Source organism: Craterilacuibacter sinensis (genome assembly GCF_009831765.1).
Lineage (GTDB): Bacteria > Pseudomonadota > Gammaproteobacteria > Burkholderiales > Chromobacteriaceae > Craterilacuibacter > Craterilacuibacter sinensis.
In genome coordinates this window covers 159,652-178,662 of record NZ_WSSB01000003.1, presented here as the reverse complement: position 1 = coordinate 178,662, position 19,011 = coordinate 159,652, and the positions used below count along the sequence as shown (strand labels likewise).

Here is a 19,011-nt window from a genome sequence, read left to right as displayed (position 1 = left end):
TTTTATCTGCATCAAACCCGCCTCAAGGCTTCAGCGCCGAAATATCCTTGGCATCCCAGTACGGGAAATAGCGCCGCACCAGACTATTGAGCTCCACTTCGAAAGCACGATAGTTTTCCAGCTCGTCAGTCTTGGCCTCTTTGGGTTCCGCCAGCACGCTCTCTACCATACCGCCGCCGGAGGTGGCATTGCTCAGGCGGTCAATCACGATAAAACTGCCGGTCGCACGGCAATCGGCGTAGGCATCGACCACTACCGGTGCATTCAGGCTGACCTGCACGCGCGCAATTTCATTGAGTTGCAGGCTGTCGGCCGCCACCGTTGCCAGGGTATTCACATCCTGACGCGCCAGAATGCACCTGACGCGTCCGGCTACCGTCTTGCCGGAAAACTTGAACAGATACTCGCGCCCGCAGAGCAAGGGCGCCTCATCCATCCATACCAGTTGCGCTTCCAGCTCGCGCCCCAGAGCCGGTGCCGGCGCATCGGCGTGCACGATCATATCGCCGCGCGACACGTCGATTTCATCTTCCAGTGTCAGCGTGATGGCCTCGCCTGCCTGCGCCGAAGCCAGTTCGCCGGCATAAGTGACGATAGCCTTGACGCGGCTGGTTTTGCCCGATGGCAAAATGCGCACTGCATCGCCCGGTGCCACGCTGCCGGCGGCAATGGTGCCGCAGAAACCGCGAAAATCCAGATTGGGCCGGTTGACATACTGCACCGGCAGACGCAGCGCCCCAAGGCCGGTGTCGTGCGCCACTTCCACGCTTTCCAGCAATTTCATCAGCGTCGCCCCCTGATACCACGGCGTACGCGTGCTGGCCTCGACCACATTGTCGCCCCTGAGCGCCGAAATCGGCACGAAGCGGATGTCGGGAATGGCGAGACGTTCGGCAAAATCCAGATAGTCGTCACGGATGCGGTTGTACACCGCCTCGTCAAAGTCCAGCAGGTCCATCTTGTTGATGGCGACAATTACATGCTTGATGCCCAACAGGCTGACGATAAAGCTGTGACGCCGTGTCTGCGTCTGCACCCCGTAACGCGCATCGATCAGGATGATGGCGAGATTGCAGGTCGAAGCGCCGGTGGCCATATTGCGGGTATACTGCTCATGCCCCGGGCAGTCGGCAATGATGAACTTGCGTTTGTCGGTACTGAAATAGCGGTAGGCCACATCGATGGTAATGCCCTGCTCGCGCTCGGCCGCCAGCCCGTCAACCAAGAGCGCCAGGTCGATATCGTCATCAGTGGTATTGAATTTTTTCGAGTCGCGCGCAATGGCGGCCAGCTGGTCTTCGAAAATCAGCTTGGAGTCGTGCAGCAAACGCCCGATCAGCGTGGACTTGCCGTCGTCGACATTGCCGCAGGTGATGAAACGCAGCATATCCTTGTTTTCATGGGCAGCCAGATAGGCATGGATATCGCTGTTAATCAGTTCGGACTGGTGACTCATGGTGTGCTCCTTTGGGGGAATGGGGACGCGTGAAAGGTGAACGGAGCAGGCATCCGGCAGCATCACGGCGCCTTATCCCCCTCCCTGCTCACCATTCCCCTGATTTCAGAAATACCCTTCGATCTTTTTCTTTTCCATGGAGGCGCTCTGGTCGTGATCGATCACGCGCCCCTGACGCTCAGAGGTACGGGTCAGCAGCATTTCCTGAATCACATCGGTCAGGCTGTCGGCCTCGGACTCGACCGCGCCGGTCAGCGGATAGCAGCCCAGCGTACGGAAGCGCACTTTTTTCTTGTGGATGCGCGCCTTTTCCTCATCCGACAGATAAGTCAGGATGCGCGCGTCGTCTATCATGATCAGCGTGCCGTCGCGCTCGACTACCTCGCGCTCGGCGGCAAAATACAGCGGTACGATGTCGATGTTTTCCAGATAGATGTATTGCCAGATATCCAGCTCGGTCCAGTTGGAAAGCGGGAACACGCGTATGCTCTCGCCCTTGTTGACGCGGCTGTTATAGATATTCCACAACTCGGGACGCTGGTTTTTCGGGTCCCAGCGGTGTTTGCTGTCGCGAAAGGAATACACCCGCTCCTTGGCGCGCGACTTTTCTTCGTCGCGGCGCGCCCCGCCAAAAGCGGCATCAAAACCATACTGGTCCAGCGCCTGCTTCAGGCCTTCGGTTTTCATCACGTCGGTATGCTTGGCCGAGCCGACGGTGAACGGGTTGACATTGTTGCGTATGCCTTCCTGATTGATATGCACGATCAGATCCAGACCGAACTTTTTCGCGACCTGATCACGAAAAGCCACCATCTCGCCAAACTTCCAGGTGGTGTCCACATGAAGCAAGGGGAAAGGCAGCTTGCCCGGATGAAAGGCCTTGAGTGCCAGATGCAGCATCACGGCCGAATCCTTGCCTATCGAATACAGCATCACCGGATGGTCAAACTCTGCCGCCACCTCGCGGATGATATGGATAGACTCGGCCTCGAGTTGCCGCAGATGGGTCAAGCGTGCGCTATGGATCTTCATCGTCTTCTGCCTTTACAGCCGGTTGCGGGTCACATCACCCTGTCATGACAAGTAATCTACCCAAGCCTTGTCCGTGCTGCAAAATCAACTGGATATATCGTTATGCTGTATTTTCTTGAAAGCTTAGTGCATTACGGAATAACAGCATTGCGGCAATTCGCATCTAGACTGTTATCATCCTGTCTGCAAGCAATACACCCATCATCATGCCCAAGCTACCCGATCCGACCCGACGCTCCCTGATGCAGGCTCTGGCCGTTTTCGGCACACTGGGGCTCTTGCCAGGATGCAGCAACCGAGTGAAACCGACGACAGCCCCTCTCCCCACACCGGCCCCCATCCAGCCTCTGTCCATCACACCGCTGATTCGCGTCGTTGCACCTTCCGGCCTGTTGCCGCAAAGCATACGTGCCGAGTATGGCGTGCAGCGCCTGAGTCAGGCCGGCTACCGGCTGGACAATATCGCCTGCCTGAGCCGCCGCTTCCAGCGCTTCGCCGGCACCGATGCCGAGCGCCTGGCCGACTTCAACGGCATCAGCAATGTCGCCCCCCCCAAGATCGTGCTGTCGGCCCGCGGTGGCTATGGCGCGATGCGCCTATTGCCCTACATCGACTGGAAACGGCTGTGTCCGCTATTCAGGGAGGCCGGCACCCTGGTGATGGGCTACAGCGACTTCACCGCCATCCAGTTGGCGCTCTTGGCTCAAGGCGGCATCCCCAGCTTCGCCGGACCTATGCTGTACAGCGATTTTGGCGCGCCGGTGCCCAGCATAGACACCATGAATGCCTTTGTCCGCGCCAGCACCCAGAAGCCGCTGAGCATCCGCGTGAGCAATTACCCAGCCCATAGCCTCAAGGCCGAAGGCCTGTTCTGGGGAGGCAATCTGAGCGTGCTCTCGCATCTGGTCGGCACCCCTTATTTTCCGGTCATCGAAGGCGGCATCCTGTTTCTGGAAGATGTAGGTGAACAGCCCTACCGTATCGAACGCATGCTGCAACAACTCAATCTGGCAGGCGTACTCAAGCGCCAGCGCGCCATCGTGCTGGGCGATTTTTCGCTGGAAAACATCAAGGACCATTACGATCCAGGCTACACACTGGAAACCGTGGCCGATCATGTACGCAAGGTCACCGGCGTGCCGGTGTTTACCGGCTTTCCGTTCGGCCATATCCGCAACAAGGCCACCTTCCCCTTGGGCGCGATGGCCACACTTGCGACCGATAGCTGGGGCTATAGCGTCACCTTCCCCGATTACCCGATCAGCAGCGCAAGCGGCCTGGATTTTGCCGCGCTGACCTCCGTACTCTGACCACTAAAACAACAAGGACACGCCATGCCCAATCCTGTGATTCAACAAATGCTGGAGCGCCGCTCCATCCGCAATTTCTCCGGTGCGCCAGTCAGCGACAAAGACCTGCAGATCATCCTCAGCGCGGCGCAACAGGCACCGACCTCGGTCAATGGCGAACAGATTTCGCTGATTGTCACCCGCGACAAGGACACCATACGCAAGATTGCCCAAATCGCTGGCGGACAGCCGCAGGTTGCCTCGGCCGAAGTCTTTATCACCATCCTGATCGACTTCAACCGCACCGCCAACGCCGTGGCCATGGCCGGCGAAAAACAACTGATAGACCAATGTGCAGAAGGCCTGATCGTGGGGGCAGTCGACGCCGGCATCATGCTGCAGGCGCTGCAAATGGCGGCAGGCTCGCTGGGCTACGGCACCACCGCCATCGGCGGCATACGCAATAACCCGCAGGCACTGATCGAGCTGTTCGGCCTGCCACCGCGCACCTTCCCACTGCTCGGCACCACCTTGGGCGTCGCCGACCCTGACAAGTTGCCGCGCATCAAGCCGCGCGTACCGCTGGAATCTTTCGCCCTGAACGAGCGCTACGACAACGACAAGGTCAGCGCCGGCATACGCGACTACGATGTCACCCTGCGCCACTGGTGGGATGCACAAGGCCAGTTCGATATGCCTTCCTATATCCAGTCCACGACGAACTACTACAAAGTTGACTACTTCCCGACCGTGGGCGAAGCACTAAAGCGCCAAGGCTTTGGCCTGATCGACATCAAGAGCTAAAGCACAAGACACATTGACGCAGGAAACAAAAGACGGGATGCTCAGATCATGAACATCCCGTCTTCCCTTCTGCTTTTGCTGCTGGCCGAACTGGCTCTGGACAGCGCGCTGATTCACCATCTGGCCGACACCAGCCTGATGCACACCCTGCTGCTGGCGCTCTTGGCCATGCTGGCGCTGCGCATGCTGACCATGACTTTTATCTGGGGCTTTTCCCGCCTCTACGCCTCTCCCGCAGCACCGCTTGGCCTGATGCGCTGGCTTCATATGCTGCTGCATGAGTATCTGGCCTATGTCTTTACCTTCAGCCTGCTGCTGCCGTTCGAGAAACTATGGATGCGCGCCGACCGTTTGCGCCCGTGCCGCAGTGTCGTCTTGCTGGTACACGGTTATGGTTGCAGCCGGGGCGTATGGTGGAAGATACGCCGCGAACTGGAAGCTGCCGGCCATGTCGTCGCTACGCTTAGCCTGACCCCCCCACTGGCAAGCATCGACATGCTGGCAACTCAGCTGAACCAGCGCATACGCGAAGTCTGCGCCGCAACCGGTGCCCCAAGTGTGCATTTGGTCGGGCATAGCATGGGCGGGCTGGTCAGCCGCGCCTACCTCAAGCGCCATGGTGCCGACCGTGTCACCCAGCTGATCACGCTGGCAAGCCCGCATCGCGGCAGCGAACTGGCTCGCCTTGGCATGGGAGAGAATGCGCGCCAGATGCAGCCGCACTCACCATGGCTGGGCGCACTGGGCGAAACGCTGCCTGCCATTGCCGCGATTTCGGTACGCACCAGCCACGACAACTTTGTCACGCCGCAAGACAGACAGCGCCTGAACGGCGCTGTCGATATCGAGATGCCGGCTACCGGCCATCTCGCCCTGCTTTACACCCGACAGACATCGGCACTGCTTTGCCAACTGCTGGCCGGCAAAATCTCCCCGGCCAGCACGGATGACGGTGCCGAACACCGCCACCGTCTGGCTTAGAAGTAAATCCCGCGCATCATCTCGGACAAGGCAGTCTGATTGCCCGTCGGACGTGCCGGCTTGCTGCCGTCTTTCGACTTGGGCGCATCGGCAAAGGTGCGGAAGCTTGTGTTCATAATCACCTGTGCCACACGCGGCGCAACGGCATGCAGCACCTGCCCTAAAGTACCCAGACGGGTCGCCAGACGCACCTGCTTATTGATGATGGTGTCGCAGATCATGTCGGCCGCCTCTTCCGGTGTCAGCGTCGGCACCTGATCGTATAGCTTGGTCGGCGCAATCATCGGCGTCTTGACCAAGGGCATATTGATGCAGGTGAAGTGAACCCCCTTGTCGGCAAACTCCGATGCGGCCGTGCGGGCCCAGGCATCCAGCGCCGACTTGGATGCGACATAGGCCGCAAAGCGCGGCGCATTGGTCAACACGCCAATGGACGAGATATTGATGATATGGCCGCGCTTTTGTTCGATCATCCCGGGCAACACGCCCATGCTGACCTTGAGTGCACCGAAGTAGTTAAGCTGCATGGTGCGCTCGAAATCATGGAAGCGGTCGAAGGAATCCTCGATCGCGCGCCGGATCGAGCGCCCCGCATTATTGACCAGAATATCGACCGTGCCATGGTCCGCCAAAATCTGTGCCGTCAGCGCCTCGGCTTCGGCCATATCGGCAATATCACCCTGATAAACATGCAGGGTAAAGCCCGCCTCGGCAAACTCGCGGCACGTTTCTTCTATCTTCTGCGGGTCGCGCGCAATGGTCAGTACAATGGCACCGGCTTCCAGCAGCTTGAGTGCCGTCGCCTTGCCGATACCCGAAGTCGCCCCGGTCACCAGCACCACGCGCCCTTCGACCTGGCCTTTGAGTGAACGGTCGACAAACAGCGCCGGATCCAGATGGCGCTCCCAGTAATCCCACAAACGCCAGGCATAGGTATCCAGTGGCGGTACGCTGATATCGGTACCCTTAAGCGCACGGCGGGTCTCGCGGCAATCAAAGCGCGTCGGGTAGTTAATGAAACCGAACACATCTTCCGGCAAGCCCAGATCCTGCATCAGTGCATCGCGTACACGGCGTACCGGCGCCAGCGCCATCACCATTTTCACCAGATGGCGCGGAATAAATCCGAACAATGCCGCATTAATCCTGAGCGCCATTTCCGGCGCATGCGCAGCACGGGCAAAGGTATTGAGCAGGTCGCCCACGCGCATAGGCGACGGATCGGTCAGGTGGAAGCACTGGCCATTTTCACCCTCTAGGTGGGCGATATGGTCGACCGCATTCACGACAAAATCGACCGGCACCACATTGATGCGCCCGCCTTCCACCCCTATGGTCGGCATCCATGGCGGCAACAGGCGGCGCAGTTTCTGGATCAGTTTGAAGAAGTAATAAGGCCCGTCTATCTTGTCCATCTCGCCGGTTTGCGAGTCCCCCACCACCATGCCCGGACGATAGATACGCCACGGCAATTTGCACTCGCGCCGCACAATGCCTTCCGAGTCATGCTTGGTGCGGAAATACGGATGGTCGAGATGTTCGGCCTCGTCGAACATGTCTTCACGGAACAGCCCTTCAAACAGGCCGGCTGCAGCAATCGAACTGAACAAATGGAAATGGCCGGCCGCGATGGCTTCGGCAAAGCGCACCGTCTGGCGCGTACCTTCTACATTGGTGCGCTGCTGGGTTTCGGCATCTGCACTGAGGTCATAAACGGCGGCCAGATGGAAAAAGTGATCCACTTTATGTTGCAAACGAACAACATCTTCGACACTCACCCCCAGAAGCGGCTGGGTCAAATCACCCGCTATGGCAATAGCGCGGCTGCCATCAACACCCCAATAAGTTCTGAGCTCTTCGATACGTCCCTGATCGCCATCGCGCATCAGGAAATACACCACGCTGCCCTCGCGCTGCAACAATTTGCGTACCAGACGTTTGCCGATAAAGCCGCTGGCACCGGTAATAAAATACTGCATATTGTTTTGACTCCTCGTGTTGTATTTAGCTACTTAACGCTGCTACGTCCGTGTATGCAAATGCAATATGCCATATTCTCGTCAGCTGTGCTGATTAGGCTGATCCCTCTAACTTTCCCCCCTACACTGCAAGCAGAAACAAAGAACTCCCCAACAAGCAACGCACCTAGGAGGTCATCATGGCCAAGAAACTCAAAGCTCTCGCTAGCTCGGTAACCGAAAACCAACTGGCTTCGACTATTCGCGAATCCGCCCAGCAGATCTGGCTGGCCGGTCTGGGTGCTTATGCCAAGACCCAGGAAGAAGGCGGCAAGGTATTTGACGCACTGGTAAAAGAAGGCGAAGTGCTGCAAGCCAAAACCCGTCAGGTCGCCGACGAGAAAATCGCCGAAGTTGCCGACAAGACCGTCGGCACTTGGGGGCGTCTGGAACAGGTATTCGAAGACCGCGTTGCACGCGCCGTGTCCAGTCTGGGCATGCCGACACGCAAGGATGTAGAAAAGCTGAGCAAGCGTGTTGCCGAGCTGACCGAAGTCGTACAGCAGCTGACCGAAGCCCAACAGGCAGAGGAAGCGCCCCGCGCCAAGCCGGTAGCGGCCAAGGCCGTACGCGCCAGCAAGCCTGCAGCCGCCGCTGTTGCTGCAGTCGCAGCACCCGCCGAGAAAAAGCCGGCGCGCGCTAAAAAACCGGTTGCTGAAGTTGCACCTGTCGCTGAGCAGGCTGCAGAAGCCCCGGCCAAAACAGAAGACAACAGCGCCGGCAAGACTGAAGCCGCAACCGCTTAAAGCAACACCACACCATCGTGCACAAGCCCGGCCTTCGTGCCGGGCTTTTTAACGGGAGGGGAAACAGATGAGCAAAATCGGTATTGCCCTGGCCGGAGGCGGCCCCTTGGGCGGCATTTACGAGGTGGGGGCCTGCGCGGCGCTGGCCGAAGCCATAGACGGTCTGGATTTTAGCCATGTCGATTTTTATGTCGGCGTAAGCTCGGGGGCGCTCATCGCCTCCATACTCGCCAACAATATTCCGCCTGCGCGTCTGGCCCGCATCCTGATCAACGATGACGCCGCCGTGATGTTTGACCCGGGCACACTGCTACACCCGGCGCTGACCGAATATCTGACCCGTCTGGGCATGCTGCCTAATCTGCTGGCCTCTTCACTGCAGCACTATCTGGCCGCACCTTGCCGTCATGGCCTGTTCGAATCGCTACAACAACTGAACCAGGCCATCCCAACCGGGCTGTTTGACGGCCAGGGCATAGACCGCATTCTGACCGAACTATTCAGCAAGGACGGCTTCAGCAATAGCTTCCACGCATTGCATCACCGCCTGTCCATCATTGCAACCGACCTTGACTCCGGGCAGGCCATCGCCTTTGGCTCACCCGGCTTTGACGACATCACGGTATCCAAAGCCGTACAAGCCAGCACCGCCCTGCCCGGCCTGTTTCCGCCGGTCAAAATCAAGGATCGCTATTATGTTGACGGTGCCTTGGTCAAGACGCTGCACGCCTCGGTTGCGCTGGAGCAAGGTGCCGATCTGGTGTTCTGCGTCAATCCGCTGGTGCCTTACCGCGCGCCCAAAGAACAGGCCAACACCCACAAGCTGTACGAGCGCGGCCTGCCCGGCGTGCTGTCGCAAACCTTTCGCGCCATCATCCATTCACGCCTGCATACCGGCATGAGCCGCTACAAACATGAATACCCGCACGCAGACGTGTTGCTGTTCGAGCCGGCCCGCGACAACGAGGCGATCTTCTTCGCCAATGTATTCAGCTATCGTGACCGCCGCAGCTTGTGCGAGCACGCCTACCAGCACACCCGCACCGACCTGTACCGGCGGCGCCAGACGCTGGCACCGCTACTGGAGAAACACGGCCTCAAGCTGAATATGGCGGTCATCACCGATAAAAACCGCAGTTTGCTGTTGCCGAAAAAAAAGGGGCTAGGCGGCACCTTGCAAAATCTGGAGCGCACGCTGGATAAACTTAAATATAAGCTGGACGACAAAATATCCATATAGGGTATGCTTGTAGCGTCAATCGGCCCCCGGAAAAAGCAAATGGAGAAAAAACCCAGCCGTCAGACGCGCGAGCGCATTCTTGCGACTGCTTTACGCCTGTTCAATACACTGGGCGAGCCTGGCGTCACGCCGGCCGCGATTGCTGTCGAAATGGAGATCAGCCCGGGCAATCTCTATTACCATTTCCACAGCAAGACCGACATCGTCAACGCGCTGTTCGCCCGTTACGAAGAGGAAATCGGCCGTTTGCTGCTGGCCGTCGATGACCATGCGCAGGAGCCGGAAGACATCTGGCTGTTTCTGCACCTGTTATTCGAAACCATCTGCCAGTACCGCTTTTTCTACCACGACATCAACAACCTGTTGCTATCCAACCGGCTGGTCGAAACCCACTTCACCCGCATTTTGCGCCGCAAGGAAGAAGCAGCCGCCACCTTGTGCCACAACCTCGCCCGCGCAGGCGTACTGCAAGCGGGCGACAGCGAGATCCATGCGCTGGCCGTGAATATGGCGCTGGTTTGCACCTTCTGGATTTCCTATGAGCATGCGCGCAGTCCGCGAACCGAACCGGATATCGGTCGCGGCGCCTATCAGGTCATGCAATTGGCTGCGCCCTACTTGCAAGGCGAGGCGCGTACCTTGCTTGAGCGCATTTCACATCATTATCTTGCCCGACAATAAAAGGAGATAGCAATGCCCAACTGGAAAGCCTTTCCCTATGCAGAGCCAGCCTACGCTTACACGCTGGCCAGCCTGAAAAAACACTGGCCGCGCCTGCATCAGGGCGATTGCGAACCCTGGCCACAAGACAAGGCGGCACAGGAGGCCTGGCGCGCCTACCATGCCGGCGACTTTGCCCGTGCTTACGACACAGGCCTCACGGCGGGCACCTCGGGCATCAATGCCGCCAACAAGGCCGCCATGATCTATCTCACCTATCTGGACGAGGACGAAGAGCACAAGCTTGAAGGCTTCCAGGACATTGCCAAGCGCTGCGAAACCCTGCAGGCACAAGCGCCGGACAATGCCAATGCCTGGTACATCCACGCTTATGCGCTGGGACGCTATAGCCAGGGCATTTCGATTGCCCGTGCCCTCGCGCAAGGGCTGGGCGGCAAGGTCAAGGCCAGCCTGGAGCGTACGCTCACGCTGGCGCCAGAACACGCCGACGCCATGATCGCGCTGGGCACCTGGCACACCGAGATTGTCGTCAAAGTCGGTGCCATGATGGCCGGCATCACTTATGGCGCCAAAAAAGACGAAGCCGTTCGGCTATTTGAGCAGGCGCTGGCGCTCAACCCCGAGTCGGCCATTGCCCGTACCGAGTACGCCAATGCGCTGGCTGCCCTGTATGGCAAAAGCCGGCTGAAAGACGCGGAAAAGCTGTATGAAGAAGCGGCCGCCTGTCAGGCGGCCGATGCGATGGAACGGCTGGACATCGAAGCCGCCCGCGCCGAGCTGGAAGAGTAAAGCAATCAGCCGGCCCTGAGTGCAGCCTCCACCGCCTCGGGGTCGGCCAGCCGCTCAGGCGGCTCCATCAGCACCAAAAGCAGAAGCTGGCTGAATTCGTCATTGAAACGGTTCGCAATATGCTCAGGGTCCGGTATCAGCCCCTTGTCGGTAACCAGACCAATCTGCACATTGCCGTCGTAGGACAGAATGGACACGCCAACGCCGATATTGCCCGACTGCGGCACCCAGAACATGGGCTGTGCCAGCCGTGCGCCGCCCAGATACAGGCTCTTTTGCGGCCCCGGCACATTCGTCATCACCGCGCTGGCCTTATTCGCCAGCAAGTCGAGTATCTGCTGCTGCACAAGCTTAGGCGCCATGCCCACCACGCCCAGAATACCCAGTGCCAGCACAGCCTGATAAGAGCCTTTGAGTGCCTCCATGCGCTCGCGCACCGTATACAGGCGCGCAAGCGGGTTGGCGATGCCGACCGGCAACTCCAGCGCCACCAGACCAAAGCGGTTGCCCAGCGTCCCCCGGTCACCCTCGCCGCGCAGATTGACTGGCACCATCACCCTGACTTCAAGCCCTTCGACCGGATCGCCCTTGGCCAGCAGATAGGCACGGATGGCGCCGGCGGCGGCAGAAAGCAGCATATCGTTGACCGAACAGGACAGCACCCGTCCGACCGCCTTCACTTCGGGCAAAGGCAAAGGCTCGGACCAGGCAACACGCTTGACCGGGCCTGGCTTGCCCTTGAGCCGGGTCGGCGAATCATTGGCCATCAAGGCAAGCTTGGCCGCCTCCGCCGCGACATCGTAGCCAATGCCGATATAGTTCATCGCCTTACGCGGATTACTGACCAGCTCCATGTATTTGAGCCATAGATTGCTCGACACTTTCATCGAGGTCAGCATCGCGGTGCTGACCGGTGTCCAGATCATATCAAGGAAGTGCCGCTCGCCCTCATCCTTGCGCTTTTCCGGCAGTTTGCGCGGCTCGGCCCCGCCACCAGACACGCCGCTCGCGTCATCCATCATCGACAGCAGGACATCGACCAGCGCAATGCCGTCACCGATTGCATGGTGGATGCGCACAATCAGCGCCTGCCCGCCCAGCCTGGTATCCACCAGATGCATCTCCCACAGCGGGCGGTGCGGATTCAATGGTGTTGCACACAGATCGGCGGCAAAAGCCTGTAGCGCCTCTTTCCCCCCGTCGCCGGGCAAGATAGCCCGTTTCAGGTGCTGGTCCAGATCGAAATCAGAATCTTCATGCCAGAAATAACGGCCGTTTTCAGATAGGGCTATCTGACGGAAACGGTCATAGCGCAGCATGCGCTCGCTGATGCTCTGGCGTAAGCTGGCCTGATCCAGCTCACCGTCAAAAATCATCACGCCGACAATCTGCATCAGATTATGCGGACTATCCATGCGCAACCACGCAGTATCGACGTGGGAAATAGGACTACACATTGCCATTAGCAGACTCCGGTGGAATTCAAGCAATAGCAACTGGCAGACACTCAGTGCTCGCTAAAGTGTTGATCAAAGTAATCGTGAATTGCATCTTCCAAAGCAGACTTGAACGGAATGAGCAGCCAGCCCAGCCGCACTCGGACAGTCACCTGCCCCTCATCCAGCAACAAGGAGCCATTCACGCCGCTACGCATAAAGTGCAGGACAAGCTCGTCCACCCACTCGTATGCCAGCGCATGCTCATCGGCCAGCGCCTGCGCAATGGCTTCGGCCGCCTGTTTGGCGTCTGCCCGGCTTAAACTGTGACGACGAATAACCAGAATTTCATTCATTGGCGCAGTATAATGCGGCGAACAGGTAATGGCAAAAGCATAAATTTAAGCCTTAAATTTTCCAAATCACGATAGCGGGCAGCGTTATGAGCGAGCACTCACTGGATAGCCAGCACGAAGACGACAAGGCTTTTTGGCTTGCACAACTGGACAGCAAACTGACGCTGGCCCGCAGCTTGCGCGAGGCCGCACGCAGCCGGCCACAATATGCACAAGCCCGTCTGGCACTGCGCGCCTGGCAGTCCGAGCGCCTCGCCCGCACCTATGCCGATTTGCTGGACAGCGAGCGCTATGCGCCGGCGGCCAGTTTCTTTCTGCAGGAGCTTTACGGCACCCATGATGCGACCGAGCGCGACAACGAAGTCGAACGCATCATGCCGACGCTGGAAAAGCTGCTGCCGGCCTCAGGCTTGCGTGTACTGGCACATGCGCTGGAAATGGATGCCCTGTCCGAAACCCTGGATAACGCCATGCTGGCACAACTGGGCAATGACACAGCGCTGGATGCAACACGCTATGCCCGCGCCTATCGCGACTGCAACAACCCGGCCGAACGCGTGCGCCAGATCTGGCTGATGAGCGAAATCGGCCACACGCTGGATCATCTCACCCAAAAACCGCTACTGGGACTCAGCCTGCAGATGATGGCCGGCCCGGCCAGACTTGCCGGCCTTGCCGACCTGCACCGCTTTTTAAGCCGCGGCTACCAGAGCTTTCGCCATATGCAAGGCGCCGCTGAATTCCTCGCCACCATTGCCGCACGCGAAACGGCACTGATGGAGACGCTCTTTTTCGGCGGCAGCGACGGCTTGTAAGCGAGCGGGCAAAGCGCCGGCCGGCACTGCTATAATCGCCGCCTTAGTCCATCCCTACCGATAGAGCGCATGTCTGCCTTAGCCCTTGTTGCCGAACTGAAAAAATCCCTTGCCGACTGTCTGATCCGCGACCGCCACGGCCTGCGCCGCAAGCTCTCCGATGCCGAGCAGCGCCTGAAAAAGGGCCAGGACGCAAAACGGCTACTGGATGACAGCAGCGCCGCTATCTCGCGCTCGCAGGCCAAGGTTGCCAGCCGGCGCGAACATCTGCCCAAGCCGCGCTTTGACGATGCACTGCCGGTCAATCTCAGGCGCGACGAAATCCGCACAGCCATCGCCAAGAATCAGGTCATTATCCTGTGCGGCGAAACCGGCTCGGGCAAAACCACCCAGCTGCCCAAAATCTGTATCGAACTGGGGCGCGGCGTGCATGGCCTGATCGGCCATACCCAGCCGCGACGTCTGGCGGCACGCTCGGTTGCCAGCCGCATCGCCGACGAACTGGGCACGCCCCTGGGCGAGCATGTCGGCTTCAAGGTGCGCTTCAACGACAAACTGTCCGAACGTTCCGTGATCAAGCTGATGACCGACGGCATTTTGCTGGCCGAGACCCAGACCGACCGCTATCTGGAAGCCTACGACACAATCATCATCGACGAAGCGCACGAGCGCAGCCTGAACATCGATTTCCTGCTGGGTTATCTCAAGCAGATGCTGCCGCGCCGGCCCGACCTCAAGGTCATCGTCACCTCGGCCACCATCGATGCCGACCGTTTCTCGCGCCATTTTGACGGCGCACCGGTGATCGAAGTGTCGGGACGCACCTATCCGGTCGAAGTGCGCTACCGCCCGCTCAAGGAGCGCGACGAGGACGAGCGCGAAGTCGAGATGGAAGACGCCATCGCCAGCGCCGTCGATGAAATCTCGCGCCAGGGCGCAGGCGATATCCTGGTGTTTTTGCCGGGCGAGCGCGAGATTCGCGATACGGCTGAAAAGCTGCGTAAAGCCGGCATTCGCGGCTATGAAATCCTGCCGCTGTTTGCCCGCCTGTCCAATGAAGACCAGCAAAAAATCTTCCGTCCCTCGGGTGGCCGGCGCGTGGTGCTCGCCACCAACGTGGCCGAAACCTCGCTCACCGTACCCGGCATCCGCTATGTGATCGACACCGGCCTCGCCCGTCTCAAGCGCTATAGCCCGCGCGCCAAGGTCGAACAGCTGCTGGTAGAAAAAATCTCGCAAGCTGCCGCGCGCCAGCGCGCCGGGCGTTGCGGCCGGGTCGAGGCAGGCATCTGCGTGCGCCTGTATTCGGAAGACGATTTCAATGCCCGCGCCGAATTTACCGATCCGGAAATCGTGCGCTCCAACCTGGCGGCAGTGATCCTGCGCATGGCGTCCTTGCGTCTGGGCAAAGTCGACGCCTTCCCCTTTATCGAAGCCCCATCCAAGGGGCTGATCGCCGACGGCTATCAGGTGCTGCAGGAACTGGGCGCGGTCAACGACAAGAGCGAACTCACCGCCGTCGGCCAGGAACTGGCGCGCATTCCGGTCGACCCCAAGATAGGCCGCATGCTCTTGGCCGGGCGCGACTACGGCTGTGTACGCGAAGTGCTGATTATCGCCGCCGCCCTGTCCATTCAGGACCCGCGCGAGCGCCCGTTCGATGCGCGCGAAGCGGCCGAGCGCGCGCAGGCGCGCTTTGCCGACGACAAGTCTGACTTTTTGTCCTTCCTTTATCTGTGGGATTTTTTCCAGGACGCGCTCAAGCACAAAAAATCCAACCGCCAGTTGCTGGACGTGTGCCACACCCACTTCCTGTCCCACCTCCGGATGCGCGAGTGGCGCGAGCTGCATGCCCAGCTGGCCGAAATCGCCAGCGATATGCGCTTGATCACGCGCGAGGCGGCGCACAGCCACGCAGCCGTGTCCGATGCCCAGCTCTCCGACAAGAAGAAAAAACAGCTGGATGCCATCGCGTTCGAGCAATTGCACAAGGCCCTGCTCACCGGCCTGATCGGCAATATCGGCCAGAAAGCGCTGGAAGGCGATGACTACACCGGCACGCGCGGCGTGCATTTCCATGTTTTCCCAGGCTCCGGACTGAAAAAGGCCAAACCCAAATGGGTGGTCGCGGCCGAGATTGTCGAAACCAGCCGCTTGTATGCGCGCTGCGTCGGCAAGATAGAGCCCGAATGGATAGAAGGCCTGGCGCAGCACTTAGTGAAATACCATTACTTCGAGCCGCACTGGGACAAGGCGCGCGGCGAAGTGGTGGCCAGCGAACGCGTCACCCTGTACGGTCTGACTCTGGTTGCCAAACGTCCGGTCAGCTATGGCCGCATCGCGCCGGAAGATGCGCGAGAGCTGTTTATCAAGGGTGCGCTGGTGGCGATGGAATACAGCAGCAACGCGCCCTTCTTCCAGCGCAACGCCCAGCTGATCCGGGATGTGGAGCAGCTGGAACATAAGGCACGGCGTCAGGATGTGCTGGTGGACGAGGACGCACTGTACGATTTTTACGCCGAAAAAATCCCGGCAACGGTGACTGATGCCGCCAGTTTTGAAGCCTGGCGCAAACAGGCCGAACAGGCTGAGCCCAAGATACTCTATCTCACGCGGGAAGAGCTGATGCGCCACGCGGCGCAACACGTAACCGTCAACCAGTTCCCGGAATGGCTGGAGCATGCGGACGGGCGCATGCGCTTGCGCTACCGCTTCGAGCCCAATCATGTGCTGGACGGCGTCACGGTCGATGTGCCGCTCGCCAGTCTCAACCGGCTGGAGGCTGCGCCGTTTGAATGGCTGGTGCCGGGCATGTTGCGCGACAAGCTCACCGCACTGATCAAGAACCTGCCCAAACAGGTGCGGCGCAACTGCGTGCCGGTGCCGGATTTTGTCACCCGCTTTTTGTCGTCGGCACCGGACGAGACTCAGGCCATCGCGCCGCAGCTGGCACGCTTTATCCTGCGCGAAACCGGTGGCGTCAAAGTCGAGCCGGTTGATTTCGATGCCCATCCGCTGCCGGCCCATCTTCTGTTCAATTTCCGCATAATCGATGACGGCAAGCAGGAAATCGGCATGGGCCGCGACCTCGCGGCGCTGCAAAAGCAGTTCGGCCAGGCGGCGCAACTGACTTTTCGCGACACCAGCGCCGAGTTCGAGCGCGACGATGTCACCACATGGGACTTCGGCGATCTGCCCGAGTGCATCCAGTTTGCCCGCGCCCGCCAGCAGCTCACCGGCTACCCGGCCCTCACTCTGGAAGCCGAAGGCAAGGTGGCCATCCGCCTGTACGACACCGAGCTTGCCGCCCGCCGTGCCCACCGCAAGGGCGTGGTCCGCCTGCTGCAACTGCAGCTGAAAGAGCAGATGAAGCAGCTGGGCAAGGGCCCGTCCGGCTTTACCCAGGTCGCGCTGCAACTACGCGGCGTCGCCAATGCCGACGATCTGTTACAAGATGCGATTGCGTGCATTTGCGACCGTGCCTTTATCGGCGACGACGAGGCACCACGTAGCGAAAAAGCATTCAACGAGCAAAAGGCGCGCGCCCGCACCCGCTTGCCGGCGGTCACCCAGGCGGTGATGTCCTACCTTAACCAGATCGCCGGCGAATACCTGCAGCTCACGGCCCGTCTGGCCAGACACAAGCTGGGCAACGAACTTAAGGGCCAGCTCGATGCGCTGGTTTACAAGGGCTTCTTGCTGGCCACGCCCTGGAGCCAGTTGTCGCAGATTCCGCGCTATATGAAGGCGATGACCTTACGCATGGAAAAGCAGGTCAGCAATCCGCAGCGCGATGGCCAGCGCGGTGCCGAGGTGCGCCAATTGCTGCAGCTATGGCAAAGCCGTGTAGCCGAAGACAGCGACAAGGGCGAGCCGTCGGAAGAACTGCTGCTGTTCCGCTGGAAAATCGAGGAACTGCGCGTCGGCCTGTTTGCACAGGAACTGAAAACCCCGTATCCGGTTTCGCTCAAGCGCCTGATGAAAGACTGGGCAAGCTTGCCGGCGAACTGACCCCCTTTAACCGCAGATAAGGCGGGCCGGCCATGACGATGCCCGGCCCGGGAAATGCAAGATGGAACAGGCAAGTAGCAACAAGCTGCTGGAGTCGGCGGTCAAGGTAGGCGAAGCCCTGCCGTTCAATATGTATGCGCAAAACGGTATGCTCTTGCTTGGCCGCGGTCACTATGTCCTGACCGATGCGCAGCGCGCGCGCCTGTTGCTGCACGCGGCAGCACAAACCGGCCAGACGGGCGAAGTGCCTGCGCCGCCGCCGGCCCAGGCGCGACCCGAAGCGCGCGAAATCAATCCGTTCGAAGAACTGCTGCATGCAGCCAAGCGGCTGGACTATCTGCAGCAACAGGCGCTGCAGTTGCCGGATTTTACTGCCCGCGTGCGCAAGCTGGCGGCCGAACTGGCCGATCTTGCCGCGTTCATGCCGGACGCCATGATTGCCGCACTGCTTCTGGCCCCCGTCATCCGCTACAGCGCCACGCACAGTGTGCATGTCGCCATTTTGCTGGCACTGATCTCGCGCCGTCTGGAGCTGCCAGAGGCGGAGGCCAATACATTGCTATGCGCCGCGCTGACCATGAATATCGCCATCGCGCCGCTGATGGATAGCCTGCACAGCCAGGAAGCCCGTTTACGCCCGGAACAGCGTGAACAAATCGCCATACATCCGGTATTGGGTTCGGCCATTTTGCGCGCCGCCGGCGTCACCGATGAGCATTGGCATACGCTGGTGCAAAGCCATCACGAGCAATGGGACGGCAGCGGCTACCCGCTGGGGCTCTTGCGCCCCGACATTCCGACTCAGGCCCACCTGATCCATCTGGCCGATTTGACAGCGGCCAAGCTCACGCCGCGCAGTTACCGTCAGGCGCTCTTGTCACAGCAGGCACTGGCGCAGATTTTCCGCGACCGCGAAACTTTGCTGGATGCCCAATACACCGCCTTGCTGGTCAAGGAGATGGGCATCTATCCGCCAGGCAGCTTTGTCCGTCTGGTCAATGGCGAAATTGCCGTCGTTGTCGCGCGCCGTGACAAGGTCAACGAGCCTTATGTCGCGGCCTTGCGCAAAGAAGATCAGGCACCTTATGCAGCGCCCTTGCTGCGCGAAACCCGTCTGGCGCAATTTGCCGTCAGCACCAGCGTCAGTGCATCCTGTGCGGGGGTACGCACGGCTTATCTCGCCTCTTTATGGCGCTGCCGCCGCGAAGACTGAAGCCGGTTTGACCGCCGGCAAGGCCTCCCACAGCAGTGTGCAAGTGCACAAAACCAACACTCGGCGACGGCAATACCCCTTGCACGCGTACGGATGTGACTTTGTCATAGCTAGTTGTTACTCTGTAGCCAGTAATGGCTGCCC

Annotated in this window: 15 protein-coding genes; 10 read left to right on the top strand and 5 right to left on the bottom strand. The window is 59.6% G+C overall.

The genetic code is table 11. The features are described 5' to 3' along the window. Positions 1 to 22: 22 nt before the first annotated feature. Together cysN and cysD are read right to left on the bottom strand one after the other, a co-directional pair. Positions 23 to 1,456 carry a sulfate adenylyltransferase subunit CysN gene (gene cysN, locus GQF02_RS04710; protein WP_160795216.1) on the bottom strand — a complete coding sequence of 478 codons (1,434 nt, stop codon included), beginning with the start codon at positions 1,454 to 1,456 and terminating at the stop codon, positions 23 to 25. A 105-nt stretch (positions 1,457 to 1,561) separates the two neighbouring features. After that, entirely contained in the window at positions 1,562 to 2,488 is a 927-nt protein-coding gene (cysD, locus tag GQF02_RS04705) for a sulfate adenylyltransferase subunit CysD (RefSeq protein ID WP_124735343.1), read from the bottom strand. 206 nt (positions 2,489 to 2,694) lie between these two features. On the opposite strand from cysD, the gene GQF02_RS04700 reads away from it, so the two are divergent. Genes GQF02_RS04700 through GQF02_RS04690 form a run of 3 tightly spaced genes read left to right on the top strand, consistent with a single transcriptional unit; the run spans position 2,695 to position 5,562 of the window. Further along, entirely contained in the window at positions 2,695 to 3,798 is a 1,104-nt protein-coding gene (locus tag GQF02_RS04700) for an LD-carboxypeptidase (RefSeq protein WP_160795214.1), read from the top strand. Between the two features lie 24 nt (positions 3,799 to 3,822). After that, positions 3,823 to 4,581 carry a nitroreductase family protein gene (locus tag GQF02_RS04695; protein WP_160795212.1) on the top strand — a complete coding sequence of 253 codons (759 nt, stop codon included), beginning with the start codon at positions 3,823 to 3,825 and terminating at the stop codon, positions 4,579 to 4,581. Positions 4,582 to 4,629: 48 nt separating this feature from the next. Further along, positions 4,630 to 5,562, top strand: coding sequence for an esterase/lipase family protein (locus GQF02_RS04690; protein ID WP_160795210.1), 933 nt, complete (start codon positions 4,630 to 4,632; stop codon positions 5,560 to 5,562). Here GQF02_RS04690 and GQF02_RS04685 read toward each other — a convergent pair. Next, positions 5,559 to 7,541 (bottom strand): SDR family oxidoreductase, encoded by a 1,983-nt coding sequence (locus GQF02_RS04685; protein ID WP_160795208.1) that lies wholly within the window; start codon positions 7,539 to 7,541, stop codon positions 5,559 to 5,561. The genes GQF02_RS04690 and GQF02_RS04685 overlap by 4 nt on opposite strands. A gap of 179 nt (positions 7,542 to 7,720) precedes the next feature. On the opposite strand from GQF02_RS04685, the gene GQF02_RS04680 reads away from it, so the two are divergent. The 4 genes from GQF02_RS04680 (at position 7,721) to GQF02_RS04665 (ending at position 11,036) form a co-directional block, all read left to right on the top strand. Further along, a complete protein-coding gene (locus GQF02_RS04680) occupies positions 7,721 to 8,326 on the top strand; it encodes a phasin family protein (protein WP_124735348.1) in 606 nt (201 codons plus the stop codon). A 67-nt stretch (positions 8,327 to 8,393) separates the two neighbouring features. Then, positions 8,394 to 9,566 (top strand): patatin-like phospholipase family protein, encoded by a 1,173-nt coding sequence (locus GQF02_RS04675; protein WP_160795206.1) that lies wholly within the window; start codon positions 8,394 to 8,396, stop codon positions 9,564 to 9,566. Positions 9,567 to 9,605: 39 nt separating this feature from the next. After that, a complete protein-coding gene (locus tag GQF02_RS04670; RefSeq protein ID WP_124735350.1) occupies positions 9,606 to 10,247 on the top strand; it encodes a TetR/AcrR family transcriptional regulator in 642 nt (213 codons plus the stop codon). Between the two features lie 12 nt (positions 10,248 to 10,259). Beyond that, the gene (locus GQF02_RS04665) at positions 10,260 to 11,036 is read left to right on the top strand and encodes a tetratricopeptide repeat protein (RefSeq protein WP_160795204.1); all 777 of its coding nucleotides are present in this window, start codon (positions 10,260 to 10,262) and stop codon (positions 11,034 to 11,036) included. A gap of 5 nt (positions 11,037 to 11,041) precedes the next feature. On the opposite strand, the gene GQF02_RS04660 is transcribed toward GQF02_RS04665, so the two are convergent. Further along, positions 11,042 to 12,499, bottom strand: coding sequence for a wax ester/triacylglycerol synthase family O-acyltransferase (locus GQF02_RS04660; RefSeq protein WP_160795202.1), 1,458 nt, complete (start codon positions 12,497 to 12,499; stop codon positions 11,042 to 11,044). A 44-nt stretch (positions 12,500 to 12,543) separates the two neighbouring features. Next, positions 12,544 to 12,828 carry a polyhydroxyalkanoic acid system family protein gene (locus tag GQF02_RS04655; RefSeq protein WP_160795200.1) on the bottom strand — a complete coding sequence of 95 codons (285 nt, stop codon included), beginning with the start codon at positions 12,826 to 12,828 and terminating at the stop codon, positions 12,544 to 12,546. Positions 12,829 to 12,914: 86 nt separating this feature from the next. Here GQF02_RS04655 and GQF02_RS04650 point away from each other — a divergent pair, with 86 nt between their 5' ends. The 3 genes from GQF02_RS04650 (at position 12,915) to GQF02_RS04640 (ending at position 18,867) form a co-directional block, all read left to right on the top strand. Beyond that, positions 12,915 to 13,643, top strand: coding sequence for an FFLEELY motif protein (locus GQF02_RS04650; RefSeq protein ID WP_160795198.1), 729 nt, complete (start codon positions 12,915 to 12,917; stop codon positions 13,641 to 13,643). Positions 13,644 to 13,712: 69 nt separating this feature from the next. Further along, positions 13,713 to 17,654 (top strand): ATP-dependent RNA helicase HrpA, encoded by a 3,942-nt coding sequence (gene hrpA / locus GQF02_RS04645; protein WP_160795196.1) that lies wholly within the window; start codon positions 13,713 to 13,715, stop codon positions 17,652 to 17,654. A 61-nt stretch (positions 17,655 to 17,715) separates the two neighbouring features. Beyond that, complete coding sequence (locus tag GQF02_RS04640) at positions 17,716 to 18,867, top strand: HD-GYP domain-containing protein (protein ID WP_160795194.1); 1,152 nt, start codon at positions 17,716 to 17,718, stop codon at positions 18,865 to 18,867. Positions 18,868 to 19,011: the final 144 nt, after the last annotated feature.